Origin of the sequence: Cupriavidus nantongensis, assembly GCF_001598055.1 — a bacterium.
Lineage (GTDB): Bacteria > Pseudomonadota > Gammaproteobacteria > Burkholderiales > Burkholderiaceae > Cupriavidus > Cupriavidus nantongensis.
In genome coordinates, this window is record NZ_CP014844.1 from 625721 (window position 1) to 650772 (window position 25052).

Sequence of the window (25052 nt, forward strand, 5' to 3'; positions counted from 1 at the left end):
TCAGCTGCCGCCCGCGAAGCCGTTCTGCCGCCAGGCTTCGAACACCACCACCGCGACCGTGTTCGACAGGTTCAGGCTGCGGTTGTCCGGCCGCATCGGCAGCCGGATGCGCTGCGCGGGCGGAAACCACTCGCGGCGCTCGGGCGACAGGCCGCGCGTCTCGGAGCCGAACACGAACCAGTCGCCCGGCCGGAACGCCACCTGGCCGAACGGCGTGGAGCCGCGCGTGGTCAGCGCGAACATGCGCGTCGGGTCCGGCTGTTCGCTGGCCATCAGCGCGTCCCAGCTGTCGTGCACGCGCATGGTGGCGTACTCGTGGTAATCCAGCCCCGCGCGGCGCATGCGCGCGTCTTCCAGCGGGAATCCCAGCGGTTTGACCAGATGCAGCTGCGCGCCGGTGTTGGCACACAGGCGGATCACATTGCCGGTATTGGGCGGGATTTCCGGTTCGACCAGGACGACGTGGAACATGATGCGGGGCGAGGGCGGGCGCGCGGGCGCCCTTCGTCAGAACGGTGCGCAGCTTACCGCGCGCCCGTGCCCCTGTCATCCCGCCCGCTATGGCGTGCGCAGCGCAACGATCACGCTGACCCGGACCGCGCCCCGTGCCTTGAGCACGGCGGCAGCCTCGTGCAGGGTTGCGCCGGAAGTCATTACATCGTCCACCAGCGCCACGTGCAGGCCGTCGAGCCGCGTGGCGCGGGTCGGCGCGAACGCGCCGCGCAGGTTCACCTGCCGCGCGGCCAGGTCCAGCGCGCGCTGGCTGCCGGTGTCGCGCTGGCGCTGCAGCAGCACCGGGTCGGCGCGCAGGCCCAGGCGGCGCGCCAGCGGCCGCGCGATTTCCCACGCCTGGTTGAAGCCGCGCGCGGCCAGCCGTTGCGGCGACAGCGGCACCGGCACGATCAGGTCGGGTGCGGCATGCCGGGCCGCGGCCCAGGCCCCGGGCAGGCCATCCGCCAGCCTGGCGGCGAGCCACGCCGCCAGCGGCAGGGCGTGGCCGAACTTTAACGCCAGCACCAGCTGGTCCTGCGGCGAGGCGTAGTCGCCCAGCGTATGGGCGTGGTCGAAGGCGCGCGGCGAGGCGCCGCAGGCCGGGCAGTGTAAATGCCGCCCCAGCGCCAACGCGCACACCGGGCAGCGCCGCACCGGGCGCAGCAGGTCGGCGGCGCAGGGCGCGCACACCACCTGCCGCTGCACCGCCCCGCACAGCGCGCAGGCGCTCGGCAGCAACTGTTCGCGCGCACCGGACCAGGCGCGGCCGGCGGCGCCGGCAGCCTGCGCGGCGCGCGCGTATACTTGCCGTCCGGTCGCGGCCCATCGGGCGCGGCGGCCTTGTTCGTCCGGCGCCTTGGGCAGAGCCTGCCCGCGCGCCGGTTCCTGTTGTCCTTGCTGCCCTGTCTGCCCGTGTCCCTGCATGCCGCCGATTCTCCCGATGCCTTCCTGCCGCCCGCGCGCCTGACCCGGCTCGCCTTCGACCGGCGCAGCCGCGGCTTCGGCCAGCTCGACTTCCTGCTGGGCGAGATCGGCCGCCGCATGCAGGAGCGCATGGAGGTGATCCGCCTGGCGCCACAGCGCGCGCTGGATATCGGCTGCGGCCACGGCCAGGGGCTGGCCGGGCTGCGCGCGCGCTTTCCGGATGCGCAGATCGCCGGCCTGGATATCTCCGGCGCAATGCTGGCCGAGGCCGGCCAGCGCGATCCGCAGCGCCGCCCCGGCTGGATCGGCCGCATGCTGGGCAAGCGGCCGCTGTTCGACCTGGTCCAGGGCGATCTTGCCACACTGCCTTTTGCGCCCGCGAGCTTCGACCTGCTGTGGTCCAACCTGGCCCTGCACTGGCATCCGGAGCCGCACCGCGTGTTCCCGGAGTGGCACCGGGTCACGCGCGACGAAGGGCTGGTGCTGTTCTCGCTGTTCGGCCCGGATACGCTGAAGGAGCTGCGCGTGGCCTTTGCCGAGGTCGACGACGCGACCCATACGTTGCGCTTTGTCGACATGCATGACATCGGCGACATGCTCGTTCACAGCGGCTGGTCGACGCCGGTGATGGACATGGAAACCCTGACCGTGACCTACGAGTCGCCCGCCACGCTGCTGCGCGAGGTGCAGGCTTTCGGCGGCCTGCGCGTGCCGGCCGGGGCGCCGCCGCGGGGCCTGCGCGGCCGCGGCTGGTACCAGGCGCTGACGCAGGCGCTGGAGCGGCGGCGCAACGCTGACGGCGTGATCCCGCTGAGTTTCGAGATCGTCTACGGCCACGCCTGGAAGCTGGCGCCGCGCGGCGCGCAGGCGCGTGACGGCGAAGGCCGCGCGGTGGTGCCGCTGGACCAGATCGGCCGTGCAAAACCGCGTCGCGCAGGTTAAAACTGAGTTAACTTGCGCCGGTGGCGGATTGCCGCAAACATAGTGCCGGCGCGGCGGGCAGGGCGATGGCAGTATTTCGGCCCATGCACAGAATCAGGCGGCGCGCAAGCCTTGCGGTCAAGTCGCGCCCTTGTCCGTGTATGGGAAGCGCCCTATAATGCGCCAGTTTGTCGCAGTGGTCCCCTGGCACAAGAACGTCCTGGTTTGCACGCACTGTGCGGTCCGGACGCCATCGTCCCGGGTGTGCATCCGATGCAGAGTGGTTGGCGATGCAAGACTTGGGTATCGCATTCCAGACGGCAGGTGGTGACTCCGGCGGAAATCTCGACGGACCTTCCTCCTCGCCCCACGACTGGCTGATGAAGCGCAATTGCTCGCTGAGTCCCCGCCAGGTCGGCTGGTTTTACCTCTCGATCCTCACGGTTTCGCTTGCCATCGCGCTGTTTTTCGCCTGGCAAGGGTCGTGGCTCGTGCTGCCGTTTGCCAGCATCGAGCTGATCGGGCTGGGCATCGCCCTGCTTGTGTATGCGCGCCATGCGACAGACTATGAGCGCGTCAGCATCACCGACGGCACGCTGGTCGTGGAGACAGCCAGCGCCGGACGGGTGACGCGCCAGGAATTCAATCCGTGCTGGGTGCGGATCGAACTGGGTGAATCGTTCCGCGCGCTGGTGATACTGCGCTCGGGCAGGCGTGCGGTACAGGTGGGGTGTTACGTGGACCCGTACCGGCGACGCAAGTTCGCGCAGGAGCTCGCAGCGGCCTTGCGCCGCCTCTGAGAGGCGGCCGAAGCGGCGGCGGGGACAGATTTGAATCTGTAAATTGGGTAGATAACAAATGAAAATGTGGAAGAAGGCATCCGCAGTTTGTCTGGCCGGCGTGTCCCTGCTTGCCAGCCAGGCGGCGTCCGCGGTCAGCGACATGCCGGGCGGCCCCGCCGTGCGCCAGCTCAACCTGACCGAGCCGGTTACCAAGATCGCCGAACAGATTCACTGGCTGAACTGGATGATGCTGATCATCTGCACGGTGATCTTCATCGCGGTGTTCAGCGTGATGTTCTATTCCATCTTCACGCACCGCAAGGCCAAGGGCGCCAAGCCGGCCTCCTTCCACGAAAGCATCACCGTCGAGGTGGTGTGGACCATCGTCCCGTTCCTGATCGTGATCGCGATGGCCCTGCCGGCCACCAAGACCGTGGTCGCGATGAAGGACACCACCAACTCCGACGTCACCATCAAGGCCACCGGCTACCAGTGGAAGTGGGGCTATGACTACCTGAAGGGCGAAGGCGAGGGCATCTCCTTCGTGTCGACCCTGACCACCCCGCGCGAGCAGATCAACAACGAGCAGGCCAAGTCGAACACCTACCTGATGGAGGTGGACAACGAGCTGGTGGTGCCGGTCAACAAGAAGATCCGCATCGTCACCACCGCCAACGACGTGATCCATGCCTGGATGATCCCGGCCTTCGGCGTCAAGCAGGATGCGATCCCGGGCTTCGTGCGCGACACCTGGTTCAAGGCCGAGAAGATCGGCGTGTACCGCGGCCAGTGCGCCGAGCTGTGCGGCAAGGAACACGCCTTCATGCCGATCGTGGTGCGCGTGGTCTCCGACGCCGACTACACCAAGTGGGTCGACGGCAAGAAGAAGGAGCTGGCGGCCAAGGCCGACGATCCCAACAAGACCTGGACCCTGGACGAAGCCAAGGTGCGCGGCGAGAAGATCTACGCGGCCAACTGCGCGGTCTGCCACCAGCCCAACGGCAAGGGCGGCGGCGCGTTCCCGGCGCTGGACGGTTCCAAGATCGTGAACGGCCCGAAGGCCGGCCAGATGCACATGCTGCTGGAAGGCAAGGGCGGCATGCCGTCGTGGAAGCAGCTGTCCGACACCGAGCTGGCCACGGTCATGACCTATACGCGCAACGCCTGGGGCAACAAGACGGGTGAAGTGATCCAGCCAAGCGAATTCGTGGGCGCCCGCGCCGGCAAATTCCCCGAAGGCGGCGGCGCGGCCGGCGGCGAAGCGCCGAAGGCCGAGGCCAAGCCGGCTGACGGTCAGGCCGACAAGCAGGCTGACAAGCAGGCCAGTCTCGCGGGCAACCGCGTCGCCGGCTGACCCGCTGAAGACAGAACAGGATTAGAGGAGCATTTGCGATGAGTACTGCTACCCCGGACGCACTCGCCCATCCGCACGATCATGCGCATGACGACCACGCGCACGATCACCCGCATGGCTGGCGCCGCTGGCTGTTCGCCACCAACCACAAGGACATCGGTACGCTGTACCTGCTGTTCTCGTTCATCATGCTGCTGTCGGGCGGCGTGCTGGCACTGTTGATCCGCCTGGAACTGTTCGAGCCGGGCCTGCAGTTCTTCCGCCCCGAGCTGTTCAACCAGTTCACCACCATGCACGGCCTGGTGATGGTGTTCGGCGCGATCATGCCGGCCTTCGTCGGTTTCGCCAACTGGATGATCCCGCTGCAGATCGGCGCCTCCGACATGGCGTTCGCGCGCATGAACAACTTCAGCTTCTGGCTGATGCCGCCGGCCGCACTGCTGCTGGCCGGCTCGTTCTTCGTGCCGGGCGGCGCCACCGCCGCGGGCTGGACCCTGTACGCGCCGCTGTCGGTGCAGATGGGCCCGGGCATGGACATGGCCATCTTCGCCATGCACATCATGGGCGCGTCGTCGATCATGGGCTCGATCAACATCATCGTGACCATCCTCAACATGCGCGCCCCCGGCATGACGCTGATGAAGATGCCGATGTTCTGCTGGACCTGGCTGATCACCGCCTACCTGCTGATCGCCGTGATGCCGGTGCTGGCAGGCGCCATCACCATGGTGCTGACCGACCGCCACTTCGGCACCAGCTTCTTCTCGGCCGCCGGCGGCGGCGACCCGGTGATGTACCAGCATATCTTCTGGTTCTTCGGCCATCCCGAGGTCTACATCATGATCCTGCCGGCGTTCGGGATCATCTCGCACGTGGTGCCGGCGTTCGCACGCAAGCGCCTGTTCGGCTACAGCTCGATGGTGTACGCCACCGCCTCGATCGCCATCCTGTCGTTCATCGTGTGGGCCCACCACATGTTCACGACCGGCATGCCGGTGACCGGCCAGCTGTTCTTCATGTACGCGACCATGCTGATCGCGGTGCCGACCGCGGTGAAGATCTTCAACTGGATCGCCACCATGTGGCGCGGCTCGATGACCTTCGAGACCCCGATGCTGTTCGCGATCGGCTTTATCTTCGTGTTCACCATCGGCGGCTTCACCGGCCTGATGCCGGCGGTGGCGCCGATCGACATCCAGCTGCAGGACACCTACTTCATCGTCGCGCACTTCCACTATGTGCTGGTGGCCGGCTCGCTGTTCGCGCTGTTCGCGGGCTTCTACTACTGGGGTCCGAAGTGGAGCGGGTTCATGTACAACGAGACGCGCGGCCAGATCCACTTCTGGGGTTCGCTGATCTTCTTCAACGTGACCTTCTTCCCGATGCACTTCCTGGGCCTGGCCGGCATGCCGCGCCGCTATGCCGACTACCCGACCCAGTTCGCCGACTTCAACGCGATCGCGTCGATCGGTGCGCTCGGCTTCGGCCTGATGCAGGTGTATTTCTTCTTCTTCGTGGTGCTGCCGTCGTACCGCGGCGGCCAGCAGGCCTCGGACAAGCCCTGGGATGGCGCCGAGGGCCTGGAGTGGACCGTGCCGTCGCCGGCGCCGTTCCACACCTTTGAAGTTCCGCCGCAGGTCCGCTAAGGCGGCACCCGCGTAACCAGGCCGCGCAAGGGGCGGCAGCGTCCGCCCCTTGCGCGCCGGCAGGTATCAAGACCGTTATGCAGTCTCCAGACAAAAGCCCGTCACGCCCGGACCACAAGGCCGCCAACCGGCGCCTTGGCCTGATCCTGTTGTCGATCGTGGTGGTTTTCTTTCTGGGGTTCTTCGCCAAGATGAAATTCCTTGGCTGAGGCGGCAACTGAGGCGGCAGGGTAGCGAGATGAGCATCGAGCAGCAGTCAGGCAGGGAAGCGAACCAGGAAGCGGACAAGCGGTTCAACCGCGGCATGATGCTGCGGCTGGTCGTGATCGTTGCCGTGATGTTCGGCTTTGGCTACGCGCTGGTGCCGCTGTACAAGAAGATCTGCGAGATCACCGGCATCAACGTGATCACCACGCGCGAGCTGCACGGCGCGGTCAAGAACACGCAGATCGACAAGAGCCGCACCATCACGGTGGAGTTCGACTCCAACGCGCGCGGGCCCTTCGCCTTCCGGCCGGTGAAGAACAGCATGGAAGTGCATCCCGGCGAGATGGCGACGATCGTCTACGAGGTGGCCAACGGACAGCCGCGCGATATCTCGGCGCAGGCGATCCCGAGCTACGCGCCCAAGCAGGCGACCCAGTATTTCATGAAGCTGGAGTGCTTCTGCTTCAAGCAGCAGACGCTCAAGGCGAACGAGGCGCGCGAGATGCCGGTGGTGTTCGTGATCGACCCCGCGCTGCCCAAGGATGTAAAGAGCATTACGCTGTCATACACCTTTTTCGAGGTGGGCACGCCGGTGGCGCAGGCGCCCGAAGGCCAGCTGGCGCCGCAGCCCGCGCCGGCCGGCAAGGGCATCTGAAGCGGACCGCGGCGGAAGCCGGCTGCAGGCCGGTCAGGCGGAGGACGGGCGATGGACGAGATGAAGGACGCGGTCAAGCGCAAGCTGTCGTTTGCGCAGACCATGCGCGCGGTGCTGTGGTCGTTCATCGGCCTGCGCAAGGGCGCCGAGCACGAGCGCGACATGGCCCGGCTGAACCCGGTCCATGTGGTGATCGCCGGGCTGATCGCGGCGGCGGTATTCATCGCGGTCCTGGTCGTGATCGTGCGCATGGTGGTCAGCCAGGCGGCGGCGTAGCAGGGCAGGAAGGGTAGACAACAAAAGCAGTCGCAGAACAAAGCAACCGCGGCGGCGGGGGCTGCCCAGAGGAGGCGGGCGGCCTGCAGTGCCAAGGCGGGGACAACGAATACTGAATCAAAGACTCTGAGCTGGAGATAAAAGAATGAGTGCGAATCGCGCAAACGCTCCGTACTACTTCGTACCGGGCCCGTCGCGCCACCCCATCACCGCAAGCTTCGGCCTGCTGATGACGGGTGCCGGCGCCGCCGGTTGGGTAAACGGGCAGCCCTGGGCGCCGTACCTGTGCGGCTTCGGCCTGCTGTGGTTCCTGTTCGTGCTCAAGAGCTGGTTTGGCGACGCCATCAGCGAGTCCGAAGGCGGCATGTACGGCAAGAACATCGACCTGTCGTTCCGCTGGTCGATGGGCTGGTTCATCTTCTCCGAGGTGATGTTCTTCGCCGCGTTCTTCGGCGCGCTGTTCTACGCCCGCGCCATCGCCATGCCGTGGCTGGGCGACCTGAACAACAAGATCCTGTGGCCCGACTTTGCCGCGGTATGGCCCAACACCGGCCCGGCCGGCGTGGTGGAAAACTTCCAGACCATGGGCCCGTGGCCGATCCCGACCATCAACACCGCGCTGCTGCTGATGTCGGGCGTGACGCTGACCTGGGCGCACCACGCGCTGCTGGCCAACAAGCGCAGCCAGCTGATCCAGGGCCTGGCGCTGACCATCCTGCTGGGCGCGATCTTCATGGGCTTCCAGGTGTACGAGTACATGCACGCCTACTCGGACCTGAACCTGAAGCTGAGTTCGGGCATCTACGGCTCGACCTTCTTCCTGCTGACCGGCTTCCACGGTTTCCACGTGACCATGGGCGCGATCATGCTGGCGGTGGTGCTGGTCCGCGTGCTGAAGGGCCACTTCACCCCCGAGCACCACTTCGCTTTCGAAGGCGCGGCCTGGTACTGGCACTTCGTTGACGTGGTGTGGCTGTTCCTCTACATCGTGGTGTACTGGCTGTAACCGGCTGCCGTACCCGCCGGCGGGCCCCGGGGTGACCGGGTCCGCCGGCGCCAACGCAAAAGAGAAACGCCGCAGGGGCCTGGCCAGCCTGCGGCGTTTGTCTTTTGCGGGCCGCGGCGCGCCGGTTCAGGGCGCCATGCGGATGCCGGTGCTGTGGATCCAGCCCATCCAGCTCGAGAACAGGATGAACAGGAACAGCGCCACCGAGAAGCCCACGCGCAGCATCAGCGAGCGCATCATGTTGGGCGTCTTGCCGCGGTCGCGCATCATGAAGAACAGGGCCGAGGCCAGGCTGGCAATGATCAGGATGAAGGCAATGATGATGACAAAGCGCATGGCGGGGCGGGTTGGGGGCAGGCGCGGCGCGACGTGCGGCGCACAGGCCCATTATCGCACCGGGGCGCGCTTCGCTGTGCCGCAGGGACGATGAGCTGGCGCCGCTTCGCCAGCCCGTTGCCGCTGGCCGCCGCGCTGGTCGTGATCGCGGTGACTGGTGCGCTCGGCAACTGGCAGCTCGATCGCGCGCATGAGAAAGAAGCGCGCGCGGCACGGCTGCAGGCGCTCGCAACCCAGCCGCCGGTGGTGCTGGGCACGGCGCCGCTGTCACAAGTTGTGACCGACCGCGCGGTGCGCGTGAGCGGGCGCTTCGACGCAGCGCGCACCGTATTGCTGGATAATCGCCCCCACGGCACGGGCGGTCGCAGCGGCGACAGCCGCGCGGGCTTCCTGGTGGTGACGCCGCTGGTGATCGGCGCGGCGCCGGATGGGGCCGGCGCCATGCGTGCGGTGCTGGTGCTGCGCGGCTGGCTGCCGCGCGATGCCGGGGACCGCACCCAGATCGCGCCGTTCCCGACGCCCGAAGGCGAGGTCACCATCACCGGCACGGCACTCGCCGGTGTGCCGCGGGTCTATAGCCTGGGCCAGGAGGCCGCCGGCAGCAGGATCCGCCAGAACCTCGAGATCGCGCCGTATGCCGCCGAAACCGGGCTGGCCCTGCACCCGCTGGTGATCGAGCAGCGCAACGACAGCGGCGACGGCCTGGCGCGCGACTGGCCGCCTGCCGACGTCGGTGCCGAGCGCCACTATGGCTATGCCTTCCAGTGGTTCGGGCTGGCCGCGCTGACGGTGGTGCTGGTGGTCGTGCTGGGCTGGCGCCGCGCACGGCGGCTGGCCGCACCCTGATCGAATGAATTGACCGCCCTTGCGCCGCGTACCGGTGCATGGGCCCGCCGAAGACAAAGGACAGACGTACTCCATGGCACAGCAAGACTCCGCTCCGGCCGCCGCGGCCCCGCCGCGCGACCCCCGCATCGACGCGCGCACGCGCCGTGGCCGCCTGCAGATGCTGATGCTGCTGCTGGTGTGCGCGTCGCCGGTGATTGCCTCCTACTTCACCTACTACGTGATCAAGCCGCGCGGCGGCGCCACCAACTACGGGGCGCTGGTCGACCCGCAGCGGCCGATGCCGCCGGTGCGCGTCACCGACGAGCAGGGCCAGGCCGTGCCGCTGGAGCAGTTCCGCGGCAAGTGGCTGCTGGTCAGCGCCGATCCGTCGGCCTGTGACGAGGCCTGCGCCAAAAAGCTCTTCACCATCCGTCAGATCCGCGCCGGGCAGGGCCAGGACCGCCTGCGCATCGTGCCGGTATGGCTGGTCACCGACGACGGCAAGATCGACGAGCGCCTGGTTTCCGCCTACAACGAGCCCTACGCCGGGGTGCGCTTCCTGCGCATGGACCGCCAGGCCGCGCAGCAGTGGCTGCCGGCCGAGCCGGGCAAGCGCGCCGAGGACACGCTGTTCCTGGTCGACCCGCTGGGCAACCTGATGATGCGCTTCCCGCACGACCCGGATCCCAAGAAGATGAGCGGCGACCTGAAGAAGCTGCTCAAGGTCTCGCGCATCGGTTGAGGGGACGGCATGCTGCTGCAACTGGCCATCATCGGCATCCTGATCGCGCTGTTCCCGCTGTCCTACGTGATGGTGAAGGGCGACCGCAACAAGTACCGCAAGCTTGCCTGGATCACGGCGTTCCTGACGCTGGACCTGATCATGTTCGGCAGCTTCACGCGGCTGACCGACTCCGGGCTGGGCTGCCCGGACTGGCCTGGCTGCTACGGGCATTCCAACCCGCATGCCGCGCTGGAGCCGATCCGCGCGGCCGAGACCGCGATGCCGAGCGGGCCGGTGACGCTGGCCAAGGCGTGGATCGAGATGATCCACCGCTACTTCGCCATGGCCGTCGGCGTGCTGATCATTACGCTGATGGTGCTGGCGTGGGTCAAGCGGCGCGAGCTGAAGCAGTCGCCGTGGTTCGCCACCGGCGTGCTGCTGCTGGTGTGCGTGCAGGGCGCCTTCGGCGCCTTTACCGTGACGCTGAAGCTGCAGCCGATCATCGTCGTCACGCACCTGATGCTGGGCATGGCGCTGCTGGCGGTGCTGATCCAGCTGGGCTCGCGCAACGACCCGCCGCACCCGGTCGCGCCGCAGGCGGCGCGGCTGCGCTGGCCGGTGCGCATCGGCCTGCTGCTGCTGGTGATCCAGATCTTCCTGGGCGGCTGGGTCAGCACCAACTACGCGGTGCTGGCCTGTACCGACTTCCCGCTGTGCAACGGCCAGCTGGTGCCCGAGATGGACTTCCGCCACGGCTTTACGCTGTGGCGCCAGCTGGGCATGACCGCGGACGGCGACTACATCCCGCACGCGGCGCTGGTGGCGATCCACTGGGTGCATCGCGGCTTTGCCGTGATCGTGCTGGGCTACCTGGCCTGGTTCGGCCTGCGCGCGCGCCGGCTCGAAGGCCTCGGCCGCGCGGCCGGCTGGCTGCTGGCGGCGCTGGTGCTGCAACTGGCCACCGGGCTGTCGAATATCGTGTTCGACTGGCCGCTGGTGGCGGCGGTCGCGCATAACGGCGGCGCCGCGGTGCTGCTGCTGCTGCTGGTCCGTCTCCACTACAATATCGGGCTGACGACCCGGGCCGCCGGCGCCCCCGCTGCCGTGCCGACTGCCGCCCGCGCCACATGAAAGACAAGACCCCTTCCGTGGTTACCGCTACCCACTCCCATTCCCTGGGCAAGTTGAGCCGCATGCGGCACCTGGCCCGCCAATATGCCGCCCTGACCAAGCCGCGCGTAACGCAGCTGGCCGTGTTCTGCGCCATCATCGGCATGTTCCTCGCCACCCCCGGCATGGTGCCGTGGCCGGTGCTGATCGGCGGCGCCGCCGGCATCTGGCTGCTGGCCGGCGCGGCCTTTGCCATCAACTGCCTGGTCGAGCAGAAGATCGATGCGCTGATGCGCCGCACCGCCTGGCGCCCGTCCGCCACCGGCGAGATCACCACGCGCCAGACGCTGGTGTTCTCCGCCATCCTGGGCGGCGCGGGCATGTGGCTGCTGCATGTCTACGCCAACGACCTGACCATGTGGCTGACCTTCGCCACCTTCCTGGGCTACGCGGTGGTCTACACCATCCTGCTCAAGCCAGCCACGCCGCAGAACATCGTCATCGGCGGCCTGTCCGGAGCGATGCCGCCGGCGCTGGGCTGGGCCGCGGTCGCGGGCGAGGTGCCGGCCGAGGCCTGGTTCCTGGTGCTGATCATCTTCACCTGGACCCCGCCGCACTTCTGGGCGCTGGCGCTGTACCGCCGCGCCGACTACGCCAAGTCCGGCCTGCCGATGCTGCCGGTCACGCACGGCGAGCGCTACACGCTGCTACATATCCTGCTGTACACGCTGGTGATGATCGCGGCGACGCTGCTGCCCTTCGTCTACGGCATGAGCGGCTACATCTACCTGGCGGCCGCGCTGGCGCTGGGCGCGGGCTTCCTGGCCTATGCCTGGAAGCTCTACCGCAACTATTCGGACGAACTGGCGCAGCGCACCTTCCGTTTCTCGATCCTGTACCTGTCGCTGCTGTTCGCGGCGCTGCTGATCGACCATTACTTCAAGTTCGTGCCGCAGGTCTGACCTGCGCCTTGCGCGCGCCCCGGCTGCGGCATCTTGCCGCGCCGGCGCGAGCCCGGCAGCATGATCGGCGATACTGCATGCTGTTTCCTTCCCATTCCCGACCCGTCCCCTGCATGCCACGCCTCAGCTCCGCTTCCGGCCTGTTTGCCGCCTTCCGCCGCTTTTCCCTGCTGGCCGCGCTGGCCCTGGCCGTCGCCGCGTGCGGACAGCAGAAGGCGTCGTTCCGCAATGTCGATATCACCGGCGCCGCCGACTTCGGCAAGGACTTCTCGCTGACCGACCATACCGGCAAGGTGCGCACGCTGGCCGACTACAAGGGCAAGGCGGTGGTGATGTTCTTCGGCTACACCCACTGCCCGGACGTCTGCCCCACCACCATGGCCGAGCTGAAAGCGGTGATGGAGAAGCTGGGGCCGGACGCGGACCGCGTGCAGGTGCTGTTCGTCACGGTCGACCCGGAACGCGATACGCAGGCGCTGCTGGCGCAATACGTGCCTGCCTTCGATCCCCGCTTCGTCGGGCTGCGCCCGGCCGACGAGGCCGCGCTGCAGAAGCTGGCCAAGGACTTCAAGGTGTTCTACGCCAAGGTGCCGGGCAGCTCACCCAACAACTACACCGTCGATCACTCGGCCGGCAGCTATGTGTTCGATCCGCAGGGCAAGCTGCGGCTGTTTATCCGCCACGGCCAGGGTCCGGAGCCCATCGCGCACGACCTGAAACAGCTGTTGTCCTGATGCAGCCGGGGCGAAGGGTGCGGCATAACGTCGCACCAACGCTCCGCGGGCAACAAAAAAGGCCGGTCCATGGACCGGCCTTTTGCATGGTTGCGGTGAGGATCAGGCGAATGCCTGCAGCGCGCCCTTCATCTTCTTCATCGCCGCCGCCTCGATCTGGCGGATGCGCTCGGCCGACACGCCGAACTCGTCGGCCAGCTCATGCAGCGTGGCGCCGCCCGAGCCGTCGTCCTCGACGTTGAGCCAGCGTGCCTCGATGATGCGGCGGCTGCGTTCGTCGAGCTTGCCCAGCGCTTCTTCCAGCCCCTCGACCTGCATCCGGTCGTGGCGCTTGGCTTCCATCACGCGGGTCGGCTCGTTGTGGTTGTCGGCCAGGTAGGCGATGGGGGCGAATTCCTCTTCGCCGTCGTCGACCTGCCCTTCGAGCGCCAGGTCGCCGCCCGACAGGCGGGTTTCCATCTCCATCACTTCTTCGGGCTTGACGTTCAGCTCGCGCGCGACGGCCTCGACCTGTTCCGGCGTAAAGGTGTGGCCGCCCTGCTTGTGGCTGCGCAGGTTGAAGAACAGCTTGCGCTGGGCCTTGGTGGTGGCCACCTTGACCATGCGCCAGTTCTTCAGCACGTATTCATGGATTTCGGCCTTGATCCAGTGCATCGCGTACGACACCAGCCGCACGCCCTGGTCCGGATCGAAACGCTTCACCGCCTTCATCAGCCCGATATTGCCTTCCTGGATCAGGTCGGCGTGGGGCAGGCCGTAGCCGAGGTACTGGCGGGCGATCGACACCACCAGCCGCAGGTGCGACATCACCAGGCGGCGCGCCGCGTCGACGGAATCGTGGTCGCGCAGTTCGCGCGCGAGGCGTTGCTCTTCCTCTGCGGTCAGCAGCGGAATACGGTGGACAGCCTGGATATAGCTGTCGAGGTTGCCCACGGTCGCCGGAAAGGTCAGCGCAAAGCTGCCCGTGTTCCGGGGCACCGTCGGCAGACGGTTATTCAGGGTTTGGTCGGCAGACAAGACTGCGTTCACTCAATGGCTCCTTTCGCGTCCGGCGGTTTGGTTGCCGGTGCGCCGCGGTCCCTGGGGAATCGGCGGCACTGCAACACATCTTAGCACTCTGGCCGGGTGAGTGCTAATTGGAGTTCCGATGGCCTTGATAGTTCCCGGGTATCGCTTCATCTAATCGAATAGCCAGGGAGATCGTAAAGAGACGGCAACGATACCGCTGCCACCGGGCACTGTAGTTAGAGCGCAGGCTGCCACCGGGGTTCTGCCCGGCGCTGCAATGCTCTGTTCCAGCAGCGGCTACACTCGACCGGCGGGCGGCGCACTGGCATGCTTGCGAGCCTCTCTTATCGGATCGGAGGATTTATGTCTGCTATCGAACACTTGCTCAAGCCGCATGTGCGCGACCTGGGCGATTTCACCGTGCGCCGGCTGCTGCCGGCCGCGGCAACCCAGACCGTCGGGCCGTTTATCTTCTTTGACCATATGGGACCGGTGCAGCTGCCGCCCGGCCAGGGCGCCGATGTGCGCCCGCATCCTCATATCGGCCTGGCCACGGTCACCTACCTGTTCGAGGGCGAGATCATCCATCGCGACAGCCTTGGCAGCGACCAGGCGATCCGCCCCGGCGACGTCAACTGGATGACCGCCGGCCATGGCATCGTGCACTCGGAGCGTTCGCCCCAGCATGTGCGCCCGGAGGGCGCGCGCCTGCATGGCATCCAGACCTGGGTCGCGCTGCCGCAGCAGCACGAGGGCGCCGAGCCGTCGTTCTTCCACCATCCCGCGGCGACGCTGCCGCGTATCGAGCGGCCCGGCCTGCGCATGGTGGTGATTGCCGGCGATGCGTTCGGCCAGACCTCGCCGGTCAAGGTCTTCAGCCGCACGCTGTACGTGGCGATCGAGCTGGACGCGGGCGCCAGCGTGGAGATTCCCGCCGACCACGCCGAGCGCGGCATCTATCCGGTCGACGGCGCGGTCTCGCTCGACGGCGAGCCGCTGCCGGCCGAGCACATGGTGGTGCTGACGCCGGGCCAGCCGGCAACGCTGACGGCGACGGCGCCGTCGCGGGTGATGCTGCTGGGCGGCGACCCGACCGACGGCCACCGCTTTATCTACTGGAATTTCGTCGCCAGCAGCAAGCTGGCGATCGAGGCCGCGGCCCAGCGCTGGGAGGACGACCAGTTCCCGCACGTGCCGGGCGAGACCGAGCGCATTCCGCTGCCCCCGCGCAAGCCCTGACGGTTGTCGCCAGGCCGGCTCAGACCGGGCTGGCCCAGGTCACGCGCGTGCCCTGGCGCAGGCATTCGCGGATGGCCTCGATCTGGATGGTGATGGGCGCCGGCACCGGCACCGCGCCATCGAGCACGCGCCGGATCCAGGCCACGGTCAGGCCGGCATCGCTGCCCGGCGGCAGCTCCGGCACGTCGCCGATCGAGCCTCCGGCCTGGCCCACCAGCGTCTGCTGGTGGCCTTCATGCAGCCAGTCGATGCGGCCGCTGCGCCGGGCGTCGGCCACCACCTCGCCCTCGGTGCCGCGCGCCAGCAGCACGTTGGCGGGCTCGTGCGAGAAGTAGTCGGTCAGCGTCTCGCGGTATTCGGGGTGCGTGTAGCTGTACAGCCGCAGGCCTTCGGCGGGCGTGTGCTCGCCCACCGGCTGCAGCATCTTGGCCACCGTATGCGACGAATTGCGCAGGCCGATCACCGTGCGCCGCTCCAGCAGCCGCGACAGCCCGGGCGACAGCACGTCGACCGGCAGCACCGCCAGCGGGCCGTCCCCATCGCTCTTGCGCAGCTGGGCCGACGCTTCGGCGGTGCTCGCGCACAGGGGCACGCCCAGCGCCTCGAACAGCGCCATGCTGGTCACGCGGCCCTCGAACACGCGCGTGCCGTGCACCAGCACCGGAATGCCTTCGCGGGCCAGCAGCAGCGCCAGCAGCGGCACCAGGTTGGGCTGCTTGCGCGCACCGTTGTAGCTGGGGATCACCACCACCTGCCGGTCCGGCGGCGCCGGCAGCGGCTGGCAATGCGCATGGGCGGCCTCCAGCATGCCGGCCAGCTCGTGCGGGGCCTCACCCTTGATGCGATAGGCCATCAGGATCGCGCCCAGCTCCAGGTCGGACACGCGGCCCGCCAGCATGGCATCGAACAGGGCCTGCGCGTCCTCGCGCGGCAGCGCGCGCGCGCCGTTGACGCCGCGGCCGATCTCCTTGATATAGCGGGCGGCGGGGAAAGGGGCGGCGGTGGTGGTCATGGCGGCGTGGGGTAGTCTGTTCTGGGTTCATGATAGCGGAGCGCGGCGGCCGCGCCCATGGCCGCCTGGCGCGCCCCTAACGCGACCTCGCGACCTCGCGACCTCGCGGCCTCGCGGCCTCGCGGCCTCGCGGCTAAGCCGCTTCCTGCAGCGCCGGATTGCGCTGCTTGCGGTAGAGGAAGTCCAGCACCGCGGTGCGGCAGCCGTGGTAGGCCGGGTCGTCCGCCAGCGCCACGCGGTCGCGCGGGCGCGGCAGGTCCACCGTCAGGATCTCGCCGATGGTGGCGGCCGGGCCGTTGGTCATCATCACGATGCGGTCGGCCAGCAGCACCGCCTCGTCGACATCGTGCGTCACCATCACCACCGTGCTGCGCGTGCGCGCGACGATCTTGATCAGTTCGTCCTGCAGGTGCGCGCGCGTGAGCGCATCGAGCGCGCCGAAGGGCTCGTCCATCAGCAGCACCTTGGGCGCCATCGCCAGCGCACGGGCAATGCCCACGCGCTGCTTCATGCCGCCGGAGATTTCGTGCGGATACTTGCCTTCGGCGTGGCTCAGGCCCACCAGCGCCAGTGTGTCGTGCGTGCGCGCCCTGAGCTGCGCCTTGTCCTCGCTGGCCGCGAACACGCGCTCGACGCCGAGGTAGACGTTGTCGAAACAGGTGAGCCACGGCAGCAGCGAATGGTTCTGGAACACCACCGCGCGCTCCGGCCCGGGCCCGGCGATTTCGCGCCCGGCGCAGATCAGCGCGCCAGTGGTGGGTGTGGCCAGCCCCGCCAGCAGGTTCAGCAGCGTGGACTTGCCGCAGCCGGAGTGGCCGATCAGCGTGATGAACTCGCCCTCGGCGATCTGCAGCTGGATGTCGCGCAGCGCGACGAACGGGCCCTTGCGGGTCTTGAAGGTCTGGCCGACGTTTTCGATGCTGACGAACTTGTCCATGGCGTTTCTCCCGGTCGGATCAATGGGTGCCGTAGCTGAAGCGCCGGGCCAGCGCCAGCAGCGCATGTTCCAGCAGCAGGCCGATCAGGCCGATAACGAAGATGGCGATCACGATGTGCTCGACCTTCAGGTTGTTCCACTCGTCCCACAGCCAGAAGCCGATGCCGGTGCCGCCGGTCAGCATCTCGGCCGCGACGATCACCAGCCAGGCCGTGCCGATCGACAGCCGCACGCCGGTCAGCATGTAGGGCAGCACCGCGGGCAACAGCACGCGCGTGAACACCTTCCACTCGGACAGGTCGAGCACGCGCGCCACGTTCAGGTAGTCCTGCGGCACGCGCGTGACGCCCACCGCGGTGTTGATCACCATCGGCCAGATCGAGCAGATAAAGATCGCCCAGATCGCGGCGGGATTGGCGGCCTTGAACAGCAGCAGCCCGATCGGCAGCCACGCCAGCGGCGAGACCGGACGCAGCAGGCTGATCACCGGCGCAGTCATCGCGTTCAGGAACGCAAAGCGCCCGATCACGAAACCGGCCGGGATGCCGACCAGCGCGGCCAGGCCGAAGCCCGCCGCCACGCGCGCCAGCGACGCCAGCACATTCCAGCCGATGCCCTGGTCATTGGGCCCGTTGCGATAGAACGGATCGGCAAACAGCGGCACCGCGGCGTTCCAGGTCGCGCCCGGGGTGGGGATGGCCGGGATCATGGTGGCGATGCCGTGCCAGGCCAGCACGAACAGGGCGAAGCCCAGCAGCGGCGGCACCGCCTTGAGCACCAGCGCGGCGGCGGCCTCGCGGCGTGCCGTGCGCCGGGCCTGCGCGGCGATTTCCTGTTCGCGCCGGCGGCTCCGTTCCTTGGTGTCGGGATCGGCTGCGGCATCGGGCGTGGTGGAGGCTATGGCATTCACGTCGGGCTCCTTTGGTCAGGGGCACTGCGGATCAGGCGGCAGGCGCGCCGGCGGCCTTGATCTTGAAACCGTCGGCATAGGCTTTCGGGTCCTTGCCGTCCCAGACCACGCCGTCGATCAGCTTCGAGCTGCGCATGTCGCTCTTTGGCAGAGGGACCTGCGCGGCGGTGGCGGCCTGCTTGTAGATGTCGATGCGGTTGACCTGCCTGGCCACGGCGAGGTAATCCGGGTGGGTCTTGAGCAGGCCCCAGCGCTTGTGCTGCGTCAGGAACCACATGCCGTCGGACAGGAACGGGAAGTTCGCGTTGCCGTCCTGGTAGAACTTCATCGCGTCGGGGTCGTCCCAGGTCTTGCCCAGCCCGTTGGTGTAGCGGCCCAGCATGCGGTCGAGGATGATGTCCATGTCGGTATTGACGTAGGACTTGGCGGCGATGGTTTCGGCGGTCTTGCGGCGGTTGGAGGCCGATGCATCGATGAACTTCGACGCCTCCAGCACCGCCGCCACCATCGCGCGCGCCGTGTTGGGATGCTTCTGCACGAACTCGGCGGTGGTGCCCAGCGTCTTTTCCGGATGGTTCTTCCAGATTGCCTGCGTGGTCTCGGCGGTGAAGCCGATCTTGTCGGCAATCGCGCGCGCGCCCCAGGGCTCGCCCACGCAAAAGCCATCCATGTTGCCCACGCGCATGTTGGCCACCATCTGCGGCGGCGGCACCGTGATGGCCTTGGCGTCCTGCATCGGGTTGATGCCGTTGGCCGCCAGCCAGTAGTACAGCCACATCGCATGCGTGCCGGTCGGGAAGGTCTGGGCGAAGGTGTAGTCGCGCTTTTCCTTCGTCATCAGCGCCTTCAGGCTGGCACCGTCGCGCACGCCTTTGTCGGCCAGCTTGGACGACAGCGTGATGGCCTGGCCGTTGTGGTTCAGGCTCATCAGCACGGCCATGTCCTTCTTCGGCCCGCCGATGCCGAGCTGCACGCCATAGACCAGGCCGTAGAGCACGTGGGCCGCGTCCAGCTCGCCATTGACCAGCTTGTCGCGCACGCCCGCCCACGAGGCTTCCTTGGTCGGCGTGATCTTGATGCCGTACTTCTTGTCGAGCCCGAGCGTGGCCGCCATTACTACCGAGGCGCAGTCGGTCAGCGGGATAAAGCCGATGCGCACCTCGGACTTCTCCGGCGCGTCGGAGCCCGCGGCCCAGGCGCCGGCGCGCACCAGCGGATCGACCAGCGTCATCACGCTGGCGCCGGCGATGGTGGCCAGCGCACGGCGCCGGCCGCTGCTGGCCGGTACCGCGTCGGCGGCGGCAGCGGCGTCGGAGTGCTGGACGGCCGGGTGCAGCGGCCTGGCATGGCTGAGGCGAGAGGGCATTGCGTGGCTCCAAGAAAAAAGCGTCCCCTGGCACAGCCGGCTTCGCCAGAAGACCGGTGCGCTGCGGGGACGCCGTTGTCCGTGGCGTGACGCGGCCAGCGTTGGCCATGTCCGCCTGAATTGTCGATCGGCCGCCGTTGGCCGATGCCTGCACAACGCAAGGCGTATGCCAGCACTGTGCGGTGCAGCATTTCGGGGAGCGCGGAGCCGGAACGGGGCAAAAGAGGGATGAAATGGGCTAGCGCGGTGCGTACGTGACGCGGTCCGGACACAGCCGGCGCAGTGCCGGCGGCAATGGGCGAGCGAGGCGGAAATGGCGTCGCGCCACGAACGTGCAGCGCACCAGCCGCGTGCGGCGTTGCACCGCGGCGGCAAGCGCGTCGGGGTCGCGCTCAGCCCATCACGTCGATCACGCGCTGCGCGGCATCGACCAGCTTAAGCCCGCGCTCCATCGCCATGCTGCGCAGGCGCTTGTAGGCGTCTTCCTCGCTGAGCCCGCGCGCCTGCATCAGCAGGCCCTTGGCGCGCTCCACCACCTTGCGCTCGGCCAGCTTCAGCCGCGTGGCGTCGAGTTCGGCGCGCAGCTGCTGGTCCAGCTCGAAGCGCGCATAGGCAACGTCGAGCACGGTCTTGACGCGCTCCGCGCGCAGGCCGTCGACGATATAGGCGGTAATGCCCGCGCTCAGTGCGGCCTTGATGCGCTGGCTGTCGTCGTTGTCGGTGAACAGCACGATCGGGCGCGGTGCATGCTGGGTCGACACGCACACGTGCTCGATGGTGTCGCGCGCGGCCGACTCGGACGCGATGATCAGCATGTCGGGCTGGCTGGCGGTGATCACTTCGGGCAGCCGCAGGTCGGCGTCGACGATCTGGATCTCGGTGAAGCCAGCGTTCACCAGCCCGCTGCGGATGGTCTCGACGTTGAGGGGATCGGCATCGAGCGGGTCGCGCACGAGCAGGATGCGCAGCACCCGGCTGGGGGGCGCCGCGGTCGCCGGCGTGGGCGTGGGGGGCGGATGGCGTCGTGTCATGGCTGGCTCTGTTGCAGTGCGCCATGCAAGATTCGCGCCGGCAGCGCCAGGGAGGACGCCCCAGTCCGGTGCGGCGGCGCTGCGAGCGTGCCTGCGTTCATTGTATGCGGCCGTACGCAGGCCCCGGCCCCCGGTGTATCCTGTTGCCCTGCTGCGCCCGGCACCGGGCCCCGTCGCAGCACCGATCAGACCTATCTGGAGAGATGCATGACCGAATTCGTGTTCGCCCCGCCCGCGCCCGTCGGCGTGCCGGTGCGCGGCAGCCACGCCAGCTTTCCGGTCCGGCGCGTGTACTGCGTCGGCCGCAACTATGCCGCCCATGCCCGGGAAATGGGTTCGGACCCCGACCGCGAGCCGCCGTTCTTCTTCTGCAAGCCGTCCGATGCGGTCAGCTACGTCGCCGACGGTACCGAGGGCGCCTTCCCGTACCCGCCCGGCACCAGCAACTGCCACTATGAAGTGGAGCTGGTGGTGGCGATCGGCAAGGGCGGCCGCGACATCCCGGTCGAGCAGGCCGCCGGCCATGTGTTCGGCTATGCCGTGGGCCTGGACATGACGCGCCGCGACCTGCAGAACGAATCGAAGAAGACCGGCCGCCCGTGGGAGACCGGCAAGGCCTTCGACCGCTCCGCGCCGATCGGCCCGATCGTGCCGGTCGCGGCCATCGGCCACCCGGAGAAGGGCGAGGTCACGCTGTCGGTCAACGGCGTGGAAAAGCAGCGCGGCGACCTGTCCGACCTGATCTGGTCGGTGCCCGAGATGGTGTCGTACCTGTCGAAGCTGTTCGAGCTGCAGCCCGGCGACCTGATCTTCAGCGGCACGCCTGAGGGCGTGGGCCCGGTGGTCCGGGGCGATGTCATGCAGTGCCACGTCGGCGGCGTGGGCGATCTCACCATCAAGGTAGTCTGAACCGATGCTCAAGCTTTACAGCTATTTCCGCAGTTCGGCCTCGTTCCGCGTGCGTATCGCGCTGGAACTGAAAGGCCTGTCCTATGACTACGTGCCGGTGCACCTGCTCAAGGAAGGCGGCCAGCAGCTCAAGCCGGAGTTCCGCGCGGTGAACCCCGACGGCCTGGTGCCGGCGCTGGTCGATGGCGAGCACGTGCTGCAGCAATCGCTGGCCATCGTCGAGTACCTCGACGAGGTCCACCCCGAGCCCAGGCTGCTGCCCGGCACGGCGCTGGACCGCGCCTATGTGCGCGGCCTGGCGCAGGAGATCGCCTGCGAGATCCATCCGCTGAACAACCTGCGCGTGCTCAAGTACCTGAAGCACACGGTGGGCGTGACCGACGAGGTCAAGGACGCCTGGTACCGCCACTGGATCGAGCTTGGCTTCGCCTCGCTGCAAGCCAACCTCGAGCGCAGCGGCAAGGCCGGACGGTTCTGTTTTGGCGACACGCCCACGCTGGCCGACCTGTGCCTGGTGCCGCAGGTGTTCAACGCCCAGCGTTTCAATATCGACGTGGCGCGCTATCCGGCGATCGCGAAGATCTATGAAAACTGCATGGCACTGCCGGCGTTCCAGAAGGCGGAGCCGAAGTCGCAGCCTGATGCGGAATAGTTTTTCGACCCGGCAAAGCACAAACGCCCCGGCACTGCCGGGGCGTTTTGTCTTGCAGTACGGCGCGATTTAACCCAGCAGCGCCTCGGCGAACTCTTCCGCCTTGAACGGCTGCAGGTCTTCCACCTTCTCGCCGACGCCGATGAAGTAGACCGGTACCGGGCGCTGGCGCGCGATCGCCGCCAGGATGCCGCCCTTGGCGGTGCCGTCGAGCTTGGTCACGATCAGGCCGGTAAGCCCGAGCGCGTCGTCGAAGGCACGGGTTTGCTGCAGGGCGTTCTGGCCGGTATTGGCGTCGATCACCAGCAGCACCTCGTGCGGCGCGCTCGGCATGGCCTTGCTGATCACGCGCTTGACCTTCTTCAGCTCTTCCATCAGGTGCAGCTGCGTCGGCAGGCGCCCGGCGGTGTCGGCCATGACGATGTCGATGCCGCGCGCCTTGGCGGCGTTGACGGCGTCGAAGATCACCGCCGCGGGGTCGCCGCTTTCCTGGGCCACCACGGTGACGTTGTTGCGCTCGCCCCAGATCGCCAGCTGCTCGCGCGCGGCGGCGCGGAAGGTATCGCCCGCGGCCAGCAGCACCTTCTGGTCATAGCGCTGGAAGTGCTTGCACAGCTTGCCGATGCTGGTGGTCTTGCCGGCGCCGTTGACGCCCGCGATCATCATCACCAGCGGCTGCTCGCGGCCCAGCGCCATGGTCTTTTCGAGCGGGCGCAGCAACTGCGTCAACAGCTCGCGCAGCGCCGCCTTGACGCCTTCGGCGGTCTCGATGCGTTCGGACCTGACGCGCTTGCGCAGTTCGCCCAGCAGGTATTCGGTGGCCTCGACGCCGGCGTCGGCCATCAGCAGCGCGGTTTCCAGTTCCTCGAACAGGTCTTCGTCGACCTTGACGCCGACGAACAGCGTGCCGAGGTTGCGGCTGGTCTTGGACAGGCCGGTGCGCAGGCGCTGCATCCAGCCCTGTCGGGCTTCGGCGCTGGGGGCGGGCGGCGGCACCAGTTCCAGCGCCTCGGCGGCCACCGGCGCGGGGGCGGGCGGTGGCACTTGCGCCGGCACCGGGACGGGCACGGGAACCGGCACGGGCGCGGGGGCAGGCGCGGGCGTGGGCGTGGGCGTCGGGGACGGTGCCGGGGCGGGTGCGGGCACCTCCGGCGCGGGGGCCGGGGCTGGCGCGGGCGCCTCGACCGGGGCCTCGACGGGCGCCGGCTCGGCCTTGCGCTTCTTCCAGAAACTAAACATTGGGGAACGGGGTCAATACCGGGGCCGAAACCCTGGCGGCAGCCACTGCCGCAGGCAACCGGTGATTAATCAATGGGTTACGCAGGCTTCGCGATGGCGGGGGAGAAACCGTTGTGGTCCCGGCCGGCGATTGCGTATAGTTCGCTACATGAGTTCACTACATGGCAGATTCGCGCGCTGCGTCGCGCACGCGGATCGATCGGCAAAATTTTAGCAGACGGGGTCGCATGAACCATTGCGCTGTCATGACCGCAACGGGCGCACCGGGCACGCCAGGCAGCAACGCCACCGCCCAAGCGCGCATCCAACGCCACGCACCGCCGTTGCAGGCACCTTCCGTACGCGCCGCGCGGCTGGCGCGGCGGGCCATCCCCGCGCTGCTGCTGGCGCTGCTGCCGTGGGCGCTGCCCGCGGCGGCGCAGGGCGTGGTGGCCTCGCCGATGCCGGCGGCGCAGACCGCGCCGGCCGGCGCCACCGCCCACGGCACGACCGAATACCGCCTGTCCAACGGGCTGCGGCTGATCGTCAAGGAAGACCACCGCGCCCCGACCGTGGCGCACCAGGTCTGGTACCGCGTCGGCGGCATCGACGAGGTCAGCGGCACCACCGGCGTGGCCCACATGCTGGAACACATGATGTTCAAGGGCACGCCCAAGGTCGGCGTGGGCGAATTCTCGAAGCAGGTGGCGGCCCTGGGCGGGCGCGAGAACGCCATGACCAACCGCGACTTCACCATGTACTACCAGCAGATCGGCAAGCAGTACCTGCCCAAGATGATGGAGCTGGAAGCCGACCGCATGGCCAACCTGGTCATCACCAAGGACGAGTTCGAGCGCGAGATGAAGGTGGTGATGGAAGAACGCCGCCTGCGCACCGACGACTCCGCGCGCGGCACGGTCTATGAGCAGTTGCTGGCCACGGTCTACACCGCCGCCGCCTACCGCCACCCGGTGATCGGCTGGATGGACGACCTGGTCAATATGCGCGTCGACGACGTCAAGGACTGGTATCGCCGCTGGTATGTGCCCAACAACGCCACCGTGATCGTCACCGGCGACGTCAAGGCCGACGAGGTGCGCGCCTTGGCCGAGCGCTACTACGGCAAGCTCAAGCCGCGCGCGCTGCCGGTGCGCAAGGACCAGGAAGAGCCGGCGCAGAAGGGCATCAAGCGCATCTGGGTCAAGGCGCCCGCCGAGAACCAGTACATGGTGATGGCCTACAAGGTGCCGCGCCTGCGCGATGTCGAGAAAGACGTCGACCCCTATGCGCTCGAGGTGCTGGCGGCCGTGCTCAACGGCTACGACAACGCGCGCCTGACCCGCGAACTGGTGCGCGAGCAGCGCCTGGCCGACGACGTCAATGTCGGCTACGACAGCATCAACCGCGGCGAGTCGCTGTTCGTGCTAGACGGCACGCCGGCGGCGGGGCACAACACCGACGAGATCGAGCGCGCGCTGCGCGCGGAGATCCAGCGCATCGCCCGCGAGGGCGTGTCGCCGGAAGAGCTCAAGCGCGTCAAGGCGCAGGTGGTGGCCGGCCAGATCTACAAGCGCGATTCGGTGTTCGGGCAGGGCATGGAGATCGGCGTGTCCGAGATCTCCGAGATCTCCTGGCGCCAGATCGACCGCATGCTCGACAAGATCAAGGCCGTCACGCCGGCGCAGGTGCAGGCCGTCGCCGCGAAGTATTTCAACGACGACAACCTGACCGTGGCCACCCTGGTGCCGCAGCCGATCGATCCGAACAAGCCCAAGTCGCAGGCCCCGTCGGGCCTGCGCCACTGAGAACAAGG

27 protein-coding genes are annotated in these 25052 nt (G+C 67.9%); 17 read left to right on the forward strand and 10 right to left on the reverse strand.

Annotated elements, in window-relative coordinates:
* Both trmL and A2G96_RS02830 read right to left on the reverse strand, forming a co-directional pair.
* On the reverse strand, positions 1-471 hold the full coding sequence (gene trmL / locus A2G96_RS02825) for a tRNA (uridine(34)/cytosine(34)/5-carboxymethylaminomethyluridine(34)-2'-O)-methyltransferase TrmL (protein WP_018008667.1): 471 nt from the start codon (positions 469-471) through the stop codon (positions 1-3).
* Positions 472-558: 87 nt separating this feature from the next.
* Entirely contained in the window at positions 559-1416 is an 858-nt protein-coding gene (locus tag A2G96_RS02830; RefSeq protein WP_231909610.1) for a ComF family protein, read from the reverse strand.
* On the opposite strand from A2G96_RS02830, the gene A2G96_RS02835 reads away from it, so the two are divergent.
* The 8 genes from A2G96_RS02835 (at position 1405) to A2G96_RS02865 (ending at position 8263) form a co-directional block, all read left to right on the forward strand.
* On the forward strand, positions 1405-2358 hold the full coding sequence (locus A2G96_RS02835) for a methyltransferase domain-containing protein (protein WP_174549289.1): 954 nt from the start codon (positions 1405-1407) through the stop codon (positions 2356-2358). The genes A2G96_RS02830 and A2G96_RS02835 overlap by 12 nt on opposite strands.
* A 269-nt stretch (positions 2359-2627) precedes the next feature.
* Entirely contained in the window at positions 2628-3137 is a 510-nt protein-coding gene (locus A2G96_RS02840; RefSeq protein WP_062796582.1) for a DUF2244 domain-containing protein, read from the forward strand.
* A 58-nt stretch (positions 3138-3195) separates the two neighbouring features.
* Complete coding sequence (gene coxB, locus A2G96_RS02845) at positions 3196-4473, forward strand: cytochrome c oxidase subunit II (protein ID WP_062796584.1); 1278 nt, start codon at positions 3196-3198, stop codon at positions 4471-4473.
* A gap of 38 nt (positions 4474-4511) precedes the next feature.
* The gene (ctaD, locus tag A2G96_RS02850; protein WP_062796586.1) at positions 4512-6119 is read left to right on the forward strand and encodes a cytochrome c oxidase subunit I; all 1608 of its coding nucleotides are present in this window, start codon (positions 4512-4514) and stop codon (positions 6117-6119) included.
* A 77-nt stretch (positions 6120-6196) separates the two neighbouring features.
* On the forward strand, positions 6197-6328 hold the full coding sequence (locus A2G96_RS34065; RefSeq protein ID WP_217449847.1) for a cytochrome oxidase small assembly protein: 132 nt from the start codon (positions 6197-6199) through the stop codon (positions 6326-6328).
* 29 nt (positions 6329-6357) lie between these two features.
* The gene (locus tag A2G96_RS02855; RefSeq protein ID WP_062796588.1) at positions 6358-6981 is read left to right on the forward strand and encodes a cytochrome c oxidase assembly protein; all 624 of its coding nucleotides are present in this window, start codon (positions 6358-6360) and stop codon (positions 6979-6981) included.
* A 51-nt stretch (positions 6982-7032) separates the two neighbouring features.
* A complete protein-coding gene (locus A2G96_RS02860; protein ID WP_062796590.1) occupies positions 7033-7257 on the forward strand; it encodes a DUF2970 domain-containing protein in 225 nt (74 codons plus the stop codon).
* 145 nt (positions 7258-7402) lie between these two features.
* Positions 7403-8263: a cytochrome c oxidase subunit 3 gene (locus tag A2G96_RS02865; protein ID WP_062796592.1), complete on the forward strand. Its 861-nt coding sequence runs from the start codon at positions 7403-7405 to the stop codon at positions 8261-8263.
* A gap of 126 nt (positions 8264-8389) precedes the next feature.
* On the opposite strand, the gene A2G96_RS02870 is transcribed toward A2G96_RS02865, so the two are convergent.
* Positions 8390-8599, reverse strand: a complete 210-nt coding sequence (locus tag A2G96_RS02870) for a twin transmembrane helix small protein (protein WP_012351630.1) — start codon at positions 8597-8599, stop codon at positions 8390-8392.
* A gap of 90 nt (positions 8600-8689) precedes the next feature.
* Here A2G96_RS02870 and A2G96_RS02875 point away from each other — a divergent pair, with 90 nt between their 5' ends.
* The 5 genes from A2G96_RS02875 to A2G96_RS02895 all read left to right on the forward strand — a co-directional run bounded on the left by A2G96_RS02875 (position 8690) and on the right by A2G96_RS02895 (position 12957).
* Positions 8690-9445, forward strand: a complete 756-nt coding sequence (locus A2G96_RS02875) for an SURF1 family protein (protein WP_062796594.1) — start codon at positions 8690-8692, stop codon at positions 9443-9445.
* 73 nt (positions 9446-9518) lie between these two features.
* Positions 9519-10169: an SCO family protein gene (locus A2G96_RS02880; protein WP_062796596.1), complete on the forward strand. Its 651-nt coding sequence runs from the start codon at positions 9519-9521 to the stop codon at positions 10167-10169.
* Positions 10170-10178: 9 nt separating this feature from the next.
* Positions 10179-11282, forward strand: a complete 1104-nt coding sequence (locus A2G96_RS02885; RefSeq protein ID WP_062796598.1) for a COX15/CtaA family protein — start codon at positions 10179-10181, stop codon at positions 11280-11282.
* Complete coding sequence (cyoE, locus tag A2G96_RS02890; RefSeq protein WP_062796600.1) at positions 11279-12223, forward strand: heme o synthase; 945 nt, start codon at positions 11279-11281, stop codon at positions 12221-12223. The genes A2G96_RS02885 and cyoE overlap by 4 nt, the downstream gene beginning before the upstream one ends.
* Before the next feature lie 113 nt (positions 12224-12336).
* A complete protein-coding gene (locus A2G96_RS02895; RefSeq protein WP_062796602.1) occupies positions 12337-12957 on the forward strand; it encodes an SCO family protein in 621 nt (206 codons plus the stop codon).
* A gap of 102 nt (positions 12958-13059) precedes the next feature.
* Here the strand turns inward: A2G96_RS02895 and rpoH are convergent, their stop codons facing one another.
* Positions 13060-13986 (reverse strand): RNA polymerase sigma factor RpoH, encoded by a 927-nt coding sequence (gene rpoH, locus A2G96_RS02900; protein ID WP_062796604.1) that lies wholly within the window; start codon positions 13984-13986, stop codon positions 13060-13062.
* 342 nt (positions 13987-14328) lie between these two features.
* Between rpoH and A2G96_RS02905 the strand changes: the two genes are divergently transcribed.
* Positions 14329-15204 carry a pirin family protein gene (locus A2G96_RS02905; RefSeq protein ID WP_062796606.1) on the forward strand — a complete coding sequence of 292 codons (876 nt, stop codon included), beginning with the start codon at positions 14329-14331 and terminating at the stop codon, positions 15202-15204.
* A 19-nt stretch (positions 15205-15223) separates the two neighbouring features.
* On the opposite strand, the gene ybiB is transcribed toward A2G96_RS02905, so the two are convergent.
* The 5 genes from ybiB to A2G96_RS02930 form a co-directional block, all read right to left on the reverse strand.
* Positions 15224-16216, reverse strand: a complete 993-nt coding sequence (gene ybiB, locus A2G96_RS02910; RefSeq protein WP_062796608.1) for a DNA-binding protein YbiB — start codon at positions 16214-16216, stop codon at positions 15224-15226.
* 133 nt (positions 16217-16349) lie between these two features.
* On the reverse strand, positions 16350-17153 hold the full coding sequence (locus A2G96_RS02915) for an ABC transporter ATP-binding protein (protein ID WP_062796610.1): 804 nt from the start codon (positions 17151-17153) through the stop codon (positions 16350-16352).
* A gap of 19 nt (positions 17154-17172) precedes the next feature.
* On the reverse strand, positions 17173-18063 hold the full coding sequence (ntrB, locus tag A2G96_RS02920) for a nitrate ABC transporter permease (protein WP_062796612.1): 891 nt from the start codon (positions 18061-18063) through the stop codon (positions 17173-17175).
* 31 nt (positions 18064-18094) lie between these two features.
* Positions 18095-19429, reverse strand: a complete 1335-nt coding sequence (locus tag A2G96_RS02925) for a CmpA/NrtA family ABC transporter substrate-binding protein (RefSeq protein ID WP_062796614.1) — start codon at positions 19427-19429, stop codon at positions 18095-18097.
* 392 nt (positions 19430-19821) lie between these two features.
* On the reverse strand, positions 19822-20460 hold the full coding sequence (locus A2G96_RS02930) for an ANTAR domain-containing response regulator (protein WP_062796616.1): 639 nt from the start codon (positions 20458-20460) through the stop codon (positions 19822-19824).
* Positions 20461-20667: 207 nt separating this feature from the next.
* Between A2G96_RS02930 and A2G96_RS02935 the strand changes: the two genes are divergently transcribed.
* Both A2G96_RS02935 and maiA read left to right on the forward strand, forming a co-directional pair.
* Positions 20668-21369, forward strand: coding sequence for a fumarylacetoacetate hydrolase family protein (locus A2G96_RS02935; protein WP_018008688.1), 702 nt, complete (start codon positions 20668-20670; stop codon positions 21367-21369).
* A 4-nt stretch (positions 21370-21373) separates the two neighbouring features.
* Complete coding sequence (maiA, locus tag A2G96_RS02940) at positions 21374-22021, forward strand: maleylacetoacetate isomerase (protein ID WP_062796619.1); 648 nt, start codon at positions 21374-21376, stop codon at positions 22019-22021.
* Between the two features lie 69 nt (positions 22022-22090).
* On the opposite strand, the gene ftsY is transcribed toward maiA, so the two are convergent.
* Positions 22091-23260, reverse strand: a complete 1170-nt coding sequence (gene ftsY / locus A2G96_RS02945) for a signal recognition particle-docking protein FtsY (protein ID WP_062796621.1) — start codon at positions 23258-23260, stop codon at positions 22091-22093.
* Between the two features lie 227 nt (positions 23261-23487).
* Here ftsY and A2G96_RS02950 point away from each other — a divergent pair, with 227 nt between their 5' ends.
* Positions 23488-25044: a M16 family metallopeptidase gene (locus A2G96_RS02950; protein ID WP_082818829.1), complete on the forward strand. Its 1557-nt coding sequence runs from the start codon at positions 23488-23490 to the stop codon at positions 25042-25044.
* Positions 25045-25052 lie beyond the last annotated feature (8 nt).

Excerpts from the sequence above, each read along its gene's own strand:
- coxB (WP_062796584.1), top strand. The coding sequence starts at position 3,196 with ATGAAAATGTGGAAGAAGGCATCCGCAGTTTGTCTGGCCGGCGTGTCC.
- A2G96_RS02880 (WP_062796596.1), top strand. The coding sequence starts at position 9,519 with ATGGCACAGCAAGACTCCGCTCCGGCCGCCGCGGCCCCGCCGCGCGAC.
- A2G96_RS02840 (WP_062796582.1), top strand. The coding sequence starts at position 2,628 with ATGCAAGACTTGGGTATCGCATTCCAGACGGCAGGTGGTGACTCCGGC.
- A2G96_RS02905 (WP_062796606.1), top strand. The coding sequence starts at position 14,329 with ATGTCTGCTATCGAACACTTGCTCAAGCCGCATGTGCGCGACCTGGGC.
- A2G96_RS02830 (WP_231909610.1), bottom strand. The coding sequence starts at position 1,416 with ATGCAGGGACACGGGCAGACAGGGCAGCAAGGACAACAGGAACCGGCG.
- ftsY (WP_062796621.1), bottom strand. The coding sequence starts at position 23,260 with ATGTTTAGTTTCTGGAAGAAGCGCAAGGCCGAGCCGGCGCCCGTCGAG.
- A2G96_RS02935 (WP_018008688.1), top strand. The coding sequence starts at position 20,668 with ATGACCGAATTCGTGTTCGCCCCGCCCGCGCCCGTCGGCGTGCCGGTG.
- A2G96_RS02895 (WP_062796602.1), top strand. The coding sequence starts at position 12,337 with ATGCCACGCCTCAGCTCCGCTTCCGGCCTGTTTGCCGCCTTCCGCCGC.
- A2G96_RS34065 (WP_217449847.1), top strand. The coding sequence starts at position 6,197 with ATGCAGTCTCCAGACAAAAGCCCGTCACGCCCGGACCACAAGGCCGCC.
- cyoE (WP_062796600.1), top strand. The coding sequence starts at position 11,279 with ATGAAAGACAAGACCCCTTCCGTGGTTACCGCTACCCACTCCCATTCC.
- maiA (WP_062796619.1), top strand. The coding sequence starts at position 21,374 with ATGCTCAAGCTTTACAGCTATTTCCGCAGTTCGGCCTCGTTCCGCGTG.
- A2G96_RS02915 (WP_062796610.1), bottom strand. The coding sequence starts at position 17,153 with ATGGACAAGTTCGTCAGCATCGAAAACGTCGGCCAGACCTTCAAGACC.
- A2G96_RS02925 (WP_062796614.1), bottom strand. The coding sequence starts at position 19,429 with ATGCCCTCTCGCCTCAGCCATGCCAGGCCGCTGCACCCGGCCGTCCAG.
- trmL (WP_018008667.1), bottom strand. The coding sequence starts at position 471 with ATGTTCCACGTCGTCCTGGTCGAACCGGAAATCCCGCCCAATACCGGC.
- ybiB (WP_062796608.1), bottom strand. The coding sequence starts at position 16,216 with ATGACCACCACCGCCGCCCCTTTCCCCGCCGCCCGCTATATCAAGGAG.
- A2G96_RS02870 (WP_012351630.1), bottom strand. The coding sequence starts at position 8,599 with ATGCGCTTTGTCATCATCATTGCCTTCATCCTGATCATTGCCAGCCTG.
- A2G96_RS02865 (WP_062796592.1), top strand. The coding sequence starts at position 7,403 with ATGAGTGCGAATCGCGCAAACGCTCCGTACTACTTCGTACCGGGCCCG.
- A2G96_RS02875 (WP_062796594.1), top strand. The coding sequence starts at position 8,690 with ATGAGCTGGCGCCGCTTCGCCAGCCCGTTGCCGCTGGCCGCCGCGCTG.
- A2G96_RS02950 (WP_082818829.1), top strand. The coding sequence starts at position 23,488 with ATGAACCATTGCGCTGTCATGACCGCAACGGGCGCACCGGGCACGCCA.
- A2G96_RS02930 (WP_062796616.1), bottom strand. The coding sequence starts at position 20,460 with ATGACACGACGCCATCCGCCCCCCACGCCCACGCCGGCGACCGCGGCG.
- A2G96_RS02885 (WP_062796598.1), top strand. The coding sequence starts at position 10,179 with ATGCTGCTGCAACTGGCCATCATCGGCATCCTGATCGCGCTGTTCCCG.
- A2G96_RS02855 (WP_062796588.1), top strand. The coding sequence starts at position 6,358 with ATGAGCATCGAGCAGCAGTCAGGCAGGGAAGCGAACCAGGAAGCGGAC.
- ctaD (WP_062796586.1), top strand. The coding sequence starts at position 4,512 with ATGAGTACTGCTACCCCGGACGCACTCGCCCATCCGCACGATCATGCG.
- A2G96_RS02860 (WP_062796590.1), top strand. The coding sequence starts at position 7,033 with ATGGACGAGATGAAGGACGCGGTCAAGCGCAAGCTGTCGTTTGCGCAG.